This window comes from Pseudomonas sp. MPFS (genome assembly GCF_022537035.1).
GTDB lineage: Bacteria > Pseudomonadota > Gammaproteobacteria > Pseudomonadales > Pseudomonadaceae > Aquipseudomonas > Aquipseudomonas sessilinigenes.
The window spans coordinates 7032032-7045454 of record NZ_CP066123.1 but is presented as its reverse complement, the minus strand read 5'-3'; the positions used below and the strand labels follow the sequence as shown (position 1 = coordinate 7045454).

The 13423-nt window shown below is 51.8% G+C and carries 11 protein-coding genes; 9 read left to right on the top strand and 2 right to left on the bottom strand.

The features are described 5' to 3' along the window. Positions 1-3: 3 nt before the first annotated feature. The 6 genes from I9018_RS32450 (at position 4) to I9018_RS32825 (ending at position 8367) form a co-directional block, all read left to right on the top strand. Positions 4-2178, top strand: coding sequence for a Mu transposase C-terminal domain-containing protein (locus I9018_RS32450; RefSeq protein WP_241108405.1), 2175 nt, complete (start codon positions 4-6; stop codon positions 2176-2178). Then, positions 2175-3641 (top strand): ATP-binding protein, encoded by a 1467-nt coding sequence (locus I9018_RS32445; protein ID WP_241108404.1) that lies wholly within the window; start codon positions 2175-2177, stop codon positions 3639-3641. The genes I9018_RS32450 and I9018_RS32445 overlap by 4 nt, the downstream gene beginning before the upstream one ends. Before the next feature lie 14 nt (positions 3642-3655). Then, positions 3656-5365, top strand: a complete 1710-nt coding sequence (locus I9018_RS32440) for a TnsD family Tn7-like transposition protein (RefSeq protein ID WP_241108403.1) — start codon at positions 3656-3658, stop codon at positions 5363-5365. Positions 5366-5583: 218 nt separating this feature from the next. Further along, entirely contained in the window at positions 5584-6612 is a 1029-nt protein-coding gene (locus I9018_RS32435; protein ID WP_241108402.1) for a TnsD family Tn7-like transposition protein, read from the top strand. Positions 6613-6659: 47 nt separating this feature from the next. Continuing rightward, positions 6660-7253 carry a hypothetical protein gene (locus tag I9018_RS32430; RefSeq protein ID WP_241108401.1) on the top strand — a complete coding sequence of 198 codons (594 nt, stop codon included), beginning with the start codon at positions 6660-6662 and terminating at the stop codon, positions 7251-7253. An 802-nt stretch (positions 7254-8055) separates the two neighbouring features. Continuing rightward, positions 8056-8367 carry a hypothetical protein gene (locus I9018_RS32825; protein ID WP_346780098.1) on the top strand — a complete coding sequence of 104 codons (312 nt, stop codon included), beginning with the start codon at positions 8056-8058 and terminating at the stop codon, positions 8365-8367. 72 nt (positions 8368-8439) lie between these two features. Here the strand turns inward: I9018_RS32825 and I9018_RS32420 are convergent, their stop codons facing one another. Beyond that, complete coding sequence (locus I9018_RS32420; protein ID WP_241108400.1) at positions 8440-8994, bottom strand: TetR/AcrR family transcriptional regulator; 555 nt, start codon at positions 8992-8994, stop codon at positions 8440-8442. 102 nt (positions 8995-9096) lie between these two features. Between I9018_RS32420 and I9018_RS32415 the strand changes: the two genes are divergently transcribed. Both I9018_RS32415 and I9018_RS32410 read left to right on the top strand, forming a co-directional pair. Continuing rightward, positions 9097-9963: an alpha/beta hydrolase gene (locus I9018_RS32415; RefSeq protein ID WP_241108399.1), complete on the top strand. Its 867-nt coding sequence runs from the start codon at positions 9097-9099 to the stop codon at positions 9961-9963. A 54-nt stretch (positions 9964-10017) separates the two neighbouring features. Further along, positions 10018-10953, top strand: coding sequence for an alpha/beta fold hydrolase (locus I9018_RS32410; protein WP_241108398.1), 936 nt, complete (start codon positions 10018-10020; stop codon positions 10951-10953). Between the two features lie 687 nt (positions 10954-11640). Here I9018_RS32410 and I9018_RS32405 read toward each other — a convergent pair. Then, positions 11641-13059 carry a helix-turn-helix domain-containing protein gene (locus I9018_RS32405; RefSeq protein WP_241108397.1) on the bottom strand — a complete coding sequence of 473 codons (1419 nt, stop codon included), beginning with the start codon at positions 13057-13059 and terminating at the stop codon, positions 11641-11643. 150 nt (positions 13060-13209) lie between these two features. Here I9018_RS32405 and I9018_RS32400 point away from each other — a divergent pair, with 150 nt between their 5' ends. Then, on the top strand, positions 13210-13413 hold the full coding sequence (locus I9018_RS32400; protein ID WP_241108396.1) for a YtcA family lipoprotein: 204 nt from the start codon (positions 13210-13212) through the stop codon (positions 13411-13413). The last annotated feature ends 10 nt before the right edge of the window (positions 13414-13423 follow it).

Genomic DNA, 13423 nt, shown 5'->3' with positions numbered 1-13423 from the left:
ATAATGGATTTATCCAGGAACGACATCCTTGAGTCATTGACTGAGCCCCATCTCTTGAAGGGAATGGTGAGGGTTATTTGGATTGATAAGCGCAGCGATCAGATCGTGTTGATGACTATTGAGCGCACGCCTAAACGCCCATGGGTAATGCGCTTGTCGGAGCTGAAAAACTGGTTGAATTCTGGTGATATCAAGACAGTCTCAGTAGCTACTCCGACTTATATGATGAAGGTCGAAGAGGATCTTTCAGATAAGGAGAAGGCTTTTCGGGATAACAACTGGGCTCGTATCCAAGCTCTGGTCGACACTGATCCTCCTGACGAGATTTTTCAGCCCGACGCCATGGGGCAAATGGTTAAAGCTCAAGGCTTACGACTCGATACTCCCAAAAAGACCATTTACCGATTGCTTTACCGATACTGGATGGGGGGGCAGGTACGCAACGCTCTGCTCGCAGATCGAGTGAATGCCGGCGCCCCCGGTAAACCTCGGCAGTACCGTGAGGGGCAGAAACCAGGACGGCCAGCGTTGTTCCATGGAGTGAAAGCTTCGGTTCAATCGAAAGTTCTCACTGAAGCCGACAAAGGCTGCATCAAGATTGGCTTCGCACTGTTTGCAAAAGGTAACGTCGGAACCATCGCAGATGCTTACGTGAAAATGCTCCGGCGCTTTTATAAGGTCAAGACAATGCCGGACGATGGAGACGACAATGCTCCGTTGCTTCCTGCCAGTGAGCTACCCACCGCCAAGCAATTTTCTTACTGGGGCCAAAAAGCTTTCGACGATATTGCCGTTTTGAGAGGTCGCATTGGCGAGCGTAACTGGCAAAAAGATCATCGACCTTTGAGTGGTACGGTTCGAGAAGGCTTGAGAGGGCCAGGTCATCTGTTTGAAATCGATGCCACCATCGCAGACGTCTATCTCGTCAGTCGTTACAACCGTAACTGGATCATCGGCCGTCCGGTCGTGTACGTCGTCATCGATACCTTTTCGGGAATGATCGTTGGGTTGTTTGTTGGGTTGGAGGGGCCAAGTTGGAACGGTGCCCGCCAAGCCCTCTACAACGCGTTCACGTCGAAGGTGGATTTCTGTGCGGCCAATGGTGTTGAAATTGAAGCCGCCGATTGGCCTTGTCATCACTTGCCACATGAGGTTTTTGCTGACCGTGGTGAAATGCTTAGCGTTGCAGCCGAGGGACTCGCGACTGGGCTACGCATTAATCTGGGTATTGCTCCTCCCTATCGCCCAGACTGGAAGGCGATCGTGGAAAGCTCGTTCAAGGTTCTAAATACCACAACGCAAATTCACTGGATTGCTGGGGCTGTGCGTAGCCGTATTAGAGAAAGGGGGGAGCGTGATAATCGTCTTGATGCCACGCTGAACTTGGCGGAGTTTACGAAGATCATTATTGAAGGGGTTCTTCATTACAACCGATATAACCGTCAGCCAGATCGGCTCACTAAAGAGATGATTGCCGATCAGGTCGAGCCTACACCGCTAGACATATGGAATTGGGCATTAAGAAATGACCGAATTGAAGCCAATACCCAGTCGGAGGAGCTGATCTATCTTCACCTACTGCCCCGAGACAATGGCTCCGTCCATAAGGGTGGAGTCAAGTTTAAGGGGATGTTCTACGTGTGTGACTGGGCAATTGAGCAGAACTGGTTTGCTCGTGCCCGCCACAGAGGAGTTAGCAGCGTTACTTGTTGGTACGACCCAAATTGCACGGAACATATCTGGATACAAGGGCCAGATCGCCATTTTATACGCTGTGATCTGCGAAATTCTGAAGAGCGGTATCGTGGCGTTCGCTTGGAGGAAGTGATCGATATGCTGGCGATTGTTAAGCAAGAGTCTCCAGAGAAAAAATACTCCAAACTGGCCAGTCGCGTTGCTCTTGATGCAACAATTTCGGGAGTTGTAGCGAACGCAGCGAAAGAAAAAAAATCGACATTGGAGCCGGGGTCGAAGGCGGAGAAGCTTGGCAACATTCGGAACAATAGGTCTCACGAGCGCATGCAGGAGCGATCTGAATCGTATGTGCCTGAAAATTTGAGAGCTGCCAACACAAGTCAGGGTGACCAAGGCGTAGGCGCGGCAGATGATTATGCCGGTAACCGTGGTGGTGAGGTAATTGATCTGCTAAGTCGGCTTCGCCCTGGAGGTAGAAAATGACTCAGAGTGCTCAGAATTTTGCGAAATATATAGATACTCCAGTTCTGGAGTTTCAAGGAAATCCGTTGATCGAAGCGCTACCACCAATACTCTGTGAGAGTGATGCTGCTGCACGGATCTCCCACTTCCCGCCGTTGATCGACGAGGAGAAGCAGCTCGACAAATCTGTCCGACTTCATTGCATCGACCGCATTCGCTCGATTGTTCAGCCTCTTCCAATTCATCTTGAACTTGAGTCAGCGTTTTCCTCTCTGCTTCGTAGTGGATATGTCGGGCGTAACCCGATGTCGACGAGCACAGTCAGGCATTTACACTCACTTTCAACGGGAAGAAGTTCAGAGGGATTTCGCTCAACCGCGAATACGTTCAGTCTTGTTGGGCTGAGTGGAATCGGAAAGTCTACTGCGCTTGAGTCGATTCTTCGGTTGTACCCGCAAACAATCATTCATCAACGCTATGCCGGCCGGTCGTTCGTGCAGATGCAGATAACATGGTTGAAACTGGACTGTCCATTTGATGGTTCCCTGAGTGGTCTGTGTCGGGCATTTTTTCGCGCGATTGACCACGCCATTGGCCAAGATCGGTATGCCAACAGTTATCGCGCGCGCGATGGCTTACCTGACCTCATCCAACGTATGGAGCAGGTCGCGAGCACCTACTTTGTCGGTGCTTTGCTGATCGATGAAATTCAGCATCTACGTTCTGCTCGCACTGGCGGCAAAGACAATATGCTCAATTTCTTCGTCAACTTGATCAACTCCATTGGCATCCCAGTAGTGTTCATTGGCACCAATTCGATGATCAGTCTCTTTTCTGACGTGCTTCGAAACGCCAGGCGAGGATGTGGTCTCGGAGCTGTCGAATTCAAGAGGTTCGAGAAAGATGACCCGCTTTGGAGAATGATGGTGGAGTCTCTCTGGGCGTATCAGTGGTGTCGTGAAGATAGCCCGCTGACAGATGAGCTGTTTGATACGCTCTATGAATTGACTCAGGGCGTTACTGACTTCTTGGTGAAGCTACTTATTCTAGGGCAGCGTTTTGCGATTCAGAGTGGGGAGGAGCGCCTTACACCAAGTACATTCAGGCGAGTGTCTGACACGAAAATGCACATCTTGAAGCCGGCGCTTGCGGCACTGCGTAGCCGAGATCCCCGGCAGCTAAACCGCTTCGAGGACTTGCTGCCGATCGACGATCAGCTTCAAGGCATGATGACACTGGACGTGAATGATGCGCAGGATCGACTGGCGCTGTTGCGTAGTATTACGCCCATGCCCCGGCCAGGAATTTCATCGGAGAAGATGGAGAACACACCAAGGGCCAAACCAATAGGGGTGGAAAAGTCGAGGCAGTTAACAAAATCTGCTGAGATAGCTCAGGCTGAGAATCCACTGGAAAGGTTGAGCGAAGAAGGTTGGCTGAATACTGATGTGTTCGAGTTTTCTCCTCTGCATCGAAAGGTGTGATCTGTGAGGCTGAAATGGAACATGCATTTCATTTCTTTCCTGCGGCCTGCCCCGACGAGACGCTACACAGCCTTCTTTCGAGGTACGTTCGTTTATCTGGACTAGGATCTTGGGCAGCGGTGTTCGATGCTGCCGCAGGCGATGGAAGTTTCGCTCGTGATCTCCCACTTCCGTGCCATTTAGGTGAACTCCTGCGGGCGTTGCCCACAGGGGTGAATCTTGATCAGTACACAATCATTTCTCGGCACACGTTACTGCCGTATTACCAACCGTTTCTGACCGAGCGTCAACTCACCGATGCTCAAACTCAAATGCTCAATCAAGGAGGGAATGGGCTCAAACTCAGACTAGGCCTCATTGCCAGTCGTTTGGAGAGCACGTCGAGAACGCGGTTTTGCCCTACCTGTGTGAGTAAAGACCTCAAGCACTACGGCACGGCGTACTGGCACCGTGTGCATCAATTACCAGGAGTCTGGATTTGCCCACATGACCAGAGTCCTTTGTTGGCTGTTGATCACCATTGGTTAGCCAGAGGCCTCAGAAAGCTCTATTTACCGTTAGACGAGGAAGTACAAAGACACTCGTTTCCCTTACAGTTCGATAGTCGCCAGCGGCTTAGCGTGCTTTCTCTTGCCCAGAGTTCACTGAGGTTGCTTCAAGCCAATGCACCACCTCAATCCGCAATCTGGCTTCGGGAGCATTTTTTGAAAGGTGCAACTGAGTGCGGGTTGGCCTCAACTTCAGGTCGGCTACACCTCTCGCAAGTCGCAGACTATCTAGGCAAGTACTTCGAGACGCTCCCTGCGAGTGGCGAGTTCTTCATACTCAGAGGCACCGTGGTCGGCCAGCCAGCGAGTTGGATCACCAAGCTTCTACGCAAGCCGAGAAGAACTCATCATCCTCTCAAATATTTGTTGTTGGCGAATGCTCTGAGTCTCGACCTCTCTAGCGTTTTAACCTATGAGAAAAATACATGTCCCCAGGTATGGCGACCCACTCCGTCGTGCTCTGACGTGTTGAATTCGTGTGCGCCAGATGGGCCGATACCGTACTTGGCAGAATGCGTGGACGCTCTAAAGAAAGGTGATCAGTCAATTTGGGAGAAAGCCATATCGGGTGCTGGAGCCCAAGAAATAGCGCGCTCACTCGGCGTTTCTACGGTGACGGTCTATCGGGCCATTCGATCTATTTCAGGTGGGCGAGAGAAGTGGAAGCAAATGAAATTGATAAGGGAGCGAACAGAGAGACGTGGGCGTTTTACCAGCCAATATCTGAAAGTTATTGCGCATGAATGCAAAGATTACAGCTGGCTGTACCGGAACGATCAGGTATGGCTAAAGTCATATTTAGACAAAACCGATGCACATGCAAGGCAGCAACCGACCGATCCATTTAAGGAATTGGACCCGTCTCTGGCGGAGAAAATTGTTCAGTGTGCTCATTCAATTGCAGCATTACCCGGTAAGCCGGTACATATCTGCAAAACCCGAATCGGCCGTGAGCTCGATGCCCTGGCTCGGTTTGAGAAGCAACTGAACCGACTCCCGCTTTGTGCTGATGCGCTCAATGTCGTGTGTGAAAGTCATCAGGAGTTCCGTCACCGTCGTTTGATATGGGCGGCTGAAAAACTGGTTGAACTTGGTAAACCCATTACTCGCTCTTCAATTTACAGGGTGGCCTGCATTAGGCCTCTAGGTGGCTCAGGCAGAGAATATTTAGAGTAACTGGTCAGGCCAAATATGTGTGTTTATCTAAAGGGCAAGTTTGAGATATAGTTTAAATATAGTGCGGCATGGTTGTTGGGTATAATGATGTTATATCTAGTTTGTCTAAAAAATATGGATGTTTTGCTGCTGCCTGCTGGTCAGTAATGGTTTTTTTGATATATGATTAATGAGAGGGTTATAACAAACAACACAGTCAGTGATTTAGACAACTACGCATGCCGCCGAAAATACTTTTCTTCCCAGTGTCGATGCCTGATGAAACACTCCAATCTCGAATCGCTCGGTATCATTTATTGTCAGGGAATAAAACTGAAGCAGAGACATTCAGCGATATTTTCGGGTCTTCGCCATTCTCGCTACAGATCATTCCCAAAAAAATCGAAGATCTAGCAGAGCGTCTTCCTGGAGACAAAGAAGAAAACCTATTGGAGTTACTAAATACCAATACGATTTTTCCGGTGTATAAACCTTTTATTGGTGTTTTGAAAAATAAAAGCTCTGATGCGGTAAGTATAATTGATGAGGTAGCTAGAGTTCCTCGTCGAGAGGTTAGTCTGCACAGTATGGCAAAAATATGCATTTCATGTGTTTCTTCTGATCTTCTTGATGCTGGATTTTCATACTGGCACCGTGCGCATCATATTCCTGGTGTGACGGCATGTTGGAAACATGGCGAGATGCTTTTACAGGCGTGCCCAGAGTGCTCACACCCATTCTACCGAGCGAACAAACTATTACCCTGTCTTACCAGTGGTTGCATATGCGGGTGGTCGCCGTTTAAGGCAGAACCTAGTCAGTTGGCGACAGAGGTAGAAAAAAAGCTGGCAATTTTTGCGAAAGACCTTCTTCACAAAGACATTCCTGCGTTAAGTAGTGATGTTTTAATCGCAAGTTACCGTAGGCGTGCAAAAAACATGGGCTTCCGTCGCGGTACAATTATGGCGACGACAGAACTGTTCAATAGTATCGTTTCTCATTTTGGCCCTGAAGTGCTTTCGAAAATCGATAGGGCCTTTGCCTCAGGTAAACACCACCAATGGATAAGGACAAGCACTATTGGCGGAGTATTAGACATGCCAATAGCCAGGCATCTTATAATTTCCAACTATTTGTTCAGCGATGTAGAGAGTTTTGTTCATAGTTTATCGGAGGAGTTGTTGCTTTATAATGCAAAAGAGAAGGTGGTGCAGAAGAAGTCTATAAATGCAGTAGATTCAAAAAAGAGACATTTAGACGAAAAATAATTCAACTTTTTGAACTTAAACCAGATTTGACAATAGACTATCTTTGGGTGAGAGCTTATCAAGCAACGCTCTGGCTCTACGCTAATGACAAGCCGTGGCTTGATGCAAAGCTTAGATCGAAAAGTATAAAAATGGTAAGTGCCAACAGATTACCTGATGATCGCGATCAAGAGTTTGCGGATATTATTCAGTATGGGGTTGTTAAACTATACAGTATTAGCAAGAGTCAAGTAAGGGTCAATATTACTAATATGCTATCTTTGCTGCCTAAAAAAATAACTCCTAATGCTCGTGAGCGAAAGCTGGCCTTCCCTCTTGTTACAGCTCAGTTGGAAAAAAACCTCGAATCGCTTTGGCACTTCCGCCTCAGACGAGTGGTTTGGGGGATTTCTGAAATGCACCGCCTTAAGCGAGCACCCAACATAACGAGCTTAAATTTGTTAACCACTGTTCCTAATCAAGCGTGGACTGCATTGGTAGAGCACTTTGAGTGGGATCTGGAAAAATTCATGAGTGACGGGGTAGAACCGGAATTATTATTAGCCAAAACAGGAGTATCGCGGCAATGGGAAGGACCTCCCGGCCAAAGTGCTGTAATGGGAGGCCGTTCGTACGTTCCAATTCGAAAGGAAATTCATTGACGCAATATTGTTTTATAAAGGCTTCTATCTATTTGACTTTACGTAGAAATGAACAGAGGTCACAGGTGCGGCCTCTGTCCTATGGATTCACTCGTGCGAGTGTCCATGGGTAGCGCCTTCAGGTTCCTCACTCTTCTCACCACCGCTGCATGCGGCCAGTGCTCTGTTGAACAAGCTCTAAAGCGGGTGATCGAGTGTCGCCATTATCAAGTTGCAGCGTTTGAATACCTAGGTGTTCAGCCGAAAGAGGATCTGTTCGTCGCGGTTTACGACGTCGGTCAGGCCAACATGTGCTCCATCACGCGATACGATCACTCGGAGCTGATCTGCTCTCATGCGCTCACTGATGTAAGGAGATACGGATTAAAGTTGTAGGTTCACAAAATAGACAATTCAGCAGGCCCAGCAAACGCAGGGAAAATCTCATTTTTTCTGTGAACGTCAAAGACGGGAATCACAGAAAAGATGAGAAAAGCCTACTGAATTTACAAAAAGATGCGCTCTCAGCCCAGGCGTAGGTTTCAAAGAGCGGCAGTTCTCAGCACAGTTGGGATGTTAAGAGAAGCCCTCCATACACCTCACCTGTGGAGCGCGTATGCTGATGATGCCGTAAGGTGAGTGCCCATGCCGCTAAACTGAATCGAATGGGCTATACATCCCTGTCGCAGACACCTAGTGTCGCCGGCAAAAGCTCAAGAGCTGAAAGCTTCATTTCCAAGTTTTCCTGATGCTGGCCAGCTCTTGCGTGCACCATCGAGGCTGTCATCGCTCATGCAGCCCTCACTTCGTTCAGTAGTTCGGGATGTCGATCGAGCAGCTTGGGCAGCAGCACCAGCGTGATCGCTGGCTTTACCTTCCCGGTTTCGGATCGAGCGCCAGCTTCTTGCGCACGGTGGTGATGAATAGTGGATCGACCGTTGTTGCGTTGATCTTCTTGTTAAATACCAGAATTGCAGTGCTTACACGGTTCAACTCGCCAACGCCCGGAATGGATTCCCCGCACGCAGGCCGGGATAACCAATGTTTCGTTTTTGCAGGTGTACGACACGCCGCGGGTGTCCTTCACCAGCTCAGCGCCCCCACAGGCTGGACATTTCATGTCATTGCTCCTTGAACGAGACGATCGCGTCATCGGTCACATTGAGTTTCAGTAACGATGAATGGGGTTATTCGCTAGCTAGACTAGTCAGGCCAGTCCAACCACTTGCCGAGCTGTGCGACAGAACGTCTTGGTCACTGCGTCGCCATCGAGGTAGACGCCGACAAGCGCTGCATCGCGCAGCAGCACCAGAGCGGCTGCGGCGTATTCGGCGTCGGCAATGCCCGCTGCTTTGCACAGGGTACCGAGCGTCAGACGAAACCAGGTCCGGTGCCGGTCGATCACATCTCGGATCTCGCCGGCGGGGTACTCTGCGGCCGCATTGATGAACGGACAACCACGACGGCGGTAGCGGCGAGCGTCCTCGGCAATCCCGTCGATGACGGCGATCAGCATCTCGGCGGCGCTGCCGCCGGCCGACTCGGCGGCAGCGAAGTAGTGACGGATGATCGCGTCCTCCCGCTCGAGGTACGCCGCAACCAGGCCTTCCTTGCCTGCGAAATGCCGGTACATCGTGGCCCGCGTGACCCCAGCTTCGGCCAGCACGCGATCTACACCTATGCCCTTGATGCCTTCGGCGTAGAAAAGCGCCGACGCCGTTTCAAGGAGGCGGTCACGGGGTGAGTTGGGTTCGGTGGGCATGGTCATCTCCAGATTGCGAGTAGGCGCATTTGACAACGGCGCCAAAAAGGAATCCACTAGAAAGAACGTTCGTTCTCTTTTGAGTAAATCAGGAGTTTCCGCATGAGCATTCCGTCGATTTCCGCCTCACCCCGCGAGGTCGAGCAGGTCAACCGCGCCAACGCTTCCGGCAAGCAGCCGGTCATCCTCGTGCATGGACTGTGGCTGCTGGCGGACAGCTGGAAGTCATGGCAGGAGTTCTTCGAGGCGCGCGGCTTCAGCACCGTCGCCGTCGACTGGCCCGGCGACCAGCGCTCCTATACCGAGGCCCACGCTAATCCGGATACGCTGGCGGGCCTCTCGGTCGCGGACATCGCCGAGCATGTCGCCGCGGTGATCGCGCTGCTCGAAAGGAAACCGGTCGTCATCGGCCACAGCCTTGGCGGGCTGCTCGCCCAGATGATCGCCGGACGGGGCATCGCAGCCGCGACCATAGCCATAGATCCGGCTCCCTGTCAGGGCGTGCTGCCGGTGCCGCTTTCAACCGTGAAAGCGACACTTCCCGTGCTCGCCAACCCGCTCAACCATGGTCGTACCGTCACGCTGACGTTCGATCAGTTCCGTTATGGCTTCGCCAACGCCGTCTCCGAGAGCGAGGCACGCCATCTCTACGAGACGATCCACACGCCGGCGCCCGGGCGGCCGCTGTTCCAGGCGGCAACCGCGAATCTCAACCCGTGGTCGGTAGCCAAGGCGGACAACCTGAACCCGGCGCGCGGACCGCTGCTGGTCGTCGTCGGCGAGAAGGACAACATCGTCCCGGTCACGGTGGCCTCGGCTGCCTACAAGCGGCAGCGCAGGAACGGCGCTGCGCCTACCGAATTCGTCGTGATTCCCGGTGCGGGGCATTCGTTGGTCGTCGATGGCGGCTGGCGGGAAGTCGCAGACGCAGCTAGCGTGTTCCTGGCGCGCCAAGGCATCGAGGCCTGACCGAACAATTTCGTTGCATACCCCCTGACCGATCCCATGAGAGTGAGGATAAAAGTGCTGAAACTGAATGAACTTCGGGCGAATGTCCGTACGTCGAAGGCGTTCTGCGGTTCTCTTTTACTGGCTGCATTTCTGCTTCCTGGTGCGGCTTGTGCCGATCAAACCACTGCTCCGGCGGCGGCACCTCGCGTCGAGGTTTCGTCTGCTCGAATCAGCACCGCGCCCAGGACGATTGTCTTTATCCATGGCATGTTCATGACCCCCAAGGCCTGGGACAACTGGCAGGCTTATTTCCAGGCTCGCGGGTATACCACGCTGGCCCCTGCGTGGCCCCTGCACGAGGGGCCTATCCAGCAGCAGTGGTCTGAAGCGTCCCAGGCCAGGCTGGGCAAGCTGACCCTGGATGAAGTGGTAGAGTCCTACCGGCAGGTGTTGCGTCGATTGCCGGAAAAGCCCATCGTCATTGGGCACTCCATGGGTGGGCTGGTGGCGCAGAAGCTGCTCGCCGAAGGGTTGGCCGCACAGGCAGTGGCGATCGACTCGGCCCCCGCTTCGGGCCTGATCGTCCTGCAATGGTCCTTCATCCGCAGCAATTGGCCAGTCATTAGCCCCTTCGCCCCCGCAAACAAGGCATACGCTCCGTCGCTGGAGAGCTTTCGCTATGCCTTTGCCAACTGCCTGCCGGATGCCGAGTCGGAATTCCTCTATCGCAATTACATCGTCCCGGAATCTCGTCTAGTGGGCCGTGCAACCTCCGAGAAGGTGGCGGAAATAGACTTCAGCCAACGCCATGGTCCGTTGTTGATGCTGGCTGGTGAGAATGACAACATTATTCCCGCCAGCCTCAACCTCAAAAATTTCGGCAAATACAGCGACGAATCCTCGGTAACGAACTTCCATAAGTTCAACAATCAATGCCATGCATTGATTGTCGATAAGCACTGGAAGGATGTAGCTGACTACGTTGGTGTTTGGCTCGAAAACCAATAAGCCAAGTTGGATATTGAAGATTGCTGCATTGAGTGGCACTCTTCGATGCTCTAGATACCCATGTTTCTCCTGAGGCTCATGTGCCGGCGGGAGAGTCTCTTAGCCCATAGCGCCTCGTGTCCGGACTTCTTCTTAAACAGCACGAATTGTCGACGCTCGGCGAGGGTTTTTGATTTCTCTTGCTAGTCGTGTACTTGAAGGAAACAATCTTTCGCGGAGTGCGATTTCTCATTCGGGGATGAGGAGAAAGATTGTGATTTTAGCTGGTTTTTTGTTGATCTCAACAGTTGTTTGAAGAGCCGCAACGCGAAAGAATTAGGGGTTCGAAGACGGTGCATGGCGGTTCTAGTTCTGCCTTCAAAGGTCGGGGAGAGAATAAGGATATTGCTGAAACACAAGGACACCCAATCCTCGCCTCATTGCCTGGCAAACAAATCTAGGGCCGAGATTCATACGCCATCAAGATAAGGAGAAAAATATGGCAGTTATTTCAGCGGGTAGCCTAAAGTATCAATATCCTCTGGGAAATACTGCTATAGACGATCTTACTCTGAGGGGATAGCTTGCAGGTTGCGGAGCGGTCCGCCTCCCCGATTTTTTATTAGTCCAGACGTGTCAAGGCTTTTGGGTAATTTCCCTTCGGCCTGAATCTAAGAGGTATGTTTATTGTGTGTAGTATTGAGGAAGCTAGTTTTGCCTTGCTTTATTGATTGAGTGTCTACGCAGCTTTAAGGCGGTATCCAGCCTGCTGACCCAATTTATGTCATTGAGGTTCGCGTGGAGCAGGATTTCAATACGTCCCAATCGATAGTTAAGAGTATTTGGATGTATGCCTAACGTTTTGGCTGTATGCGCACGGCGGCGGCCTTGGAGGAAGTATTCCTCCAGTGTAAGCAGGAGTTCGGGTTCGTTGGCTAGTTGCTCAATGAGGGAAACCAGATATCTGAGCGTGTTTTCGTTTCCGCGTACACTGTCTTCAATCAAGATGCTGGAATAATGCCTCGCGTGCGGCTCTTGCTTGTCGAAGGGGAAGAGATCAATCGCCTTTATCGCCTCTTCTGCCGAGCTCACCCAGCCGGCGACGCCGTGGTTCACCATGCCGATACCAACACTTTGTAGCTGCGGCATGAGCGTCAGCAGCGAGGACGCACTCTTGGCTATTCGCTGGTCGCACTGGCTCATGGTTTCACCCTGGATGCCTGGCAGCCAGATGACGAGCTTGTCCTGGTACCAGACGCGTATCAACTCCTTGGCAGGCACCTTGAAGTTTCGTGAGACCACGAGAGTGAGCCGGTCCAGTTCATCCTCATAGAGCAAGGGGTGGGTCGTCTGCAGTGGGATATCAAGCGCAAGCGCCACGCGTGGTGCCTGGGGGTCCAGGCCCAGTGCCAACAGGGTGGACTGGAAGCCTTCGGCATCCTGCGGTGCGTGAAAGAGTATGTGGTTAAGACGCTGATGCAGGTACTCTCGCCAGTGGGTTTTTTGGATCTGTTCATCCAAGTAGGATTGGACAACTTCCTCGGCAATATCATCGAAGTAGTCGAGCATGAATCCGAAAATGCTCGATAACAACTCCCGGCTTAATTCGTCATTTCCTTTGGATAATTCCAGATAGCCTTTCCATATCTCACGACCCCCCAGGCTGAATCCCCGCATCAGCGACTGCAGGGGGACGCCCTGGTGAACGCGTCTGCGACCGATTTCCTTCAAGGTACTGCGTGCTTCTTCGGACAGGCATTCGCCGCTCAGCAGGGTCTCGCACCATAGTCGCGCTGTGTAGATCAGCGAGTCTTCCAGATCTTTTCTCGCCCCAGGCTCGAGGCTCTTGTAGCCCTCCATTCGGGTCAAAGCCTTATTGACCTTTCCGGTAATGATCGATGGGGTACTTGCAAATTCCAGGGTGATCTCTCTGAGTCTGAGACTGATGGCGGGTACTGGGATCAAAGCGTTCACCTCTGCGTGCACGGACCTTTTGGCACCATTCATTGAATAGCTGCGTTCTTTTATTAATGCTTTACGTTCGCCACTTAAGTTTAACTTGAGTTTCTGGCGAAACTGGAATTGTTGATTATCACAATACGGATGTCTTTTTTTCCAGTATTCCACCTGAAGGGTAGGATGTAATTTACGTAAATAAACCCATTGTCTAGAGCCCCTAGCTTGCCTCAGTCGTCATCATTAGTAGCGAGAGCGCTTTCATTCAATCCTGTCAGGCAGGCGCTGCTGCTTGTCTGCCTGCTGCTCAGCGGATGCTCCATGTCCCCCTCGCTCGTGGTCTTCGGCGCCGCCTTTCCCGATTGGTTGTTCTGCATCGCCGGCGGCGTTCTGGCGACGACGGCTATCCATGTGGTGTTGGGCCGGTACGCGGTACGCGAACGCATCGCTCCACTGGCCTTGAGTTACCCGGCCCTGGCCGGTCTGTTGGCGATGCTGCTCTGGCTCGCCGTCTTCCACCCATGAATACCCGCTA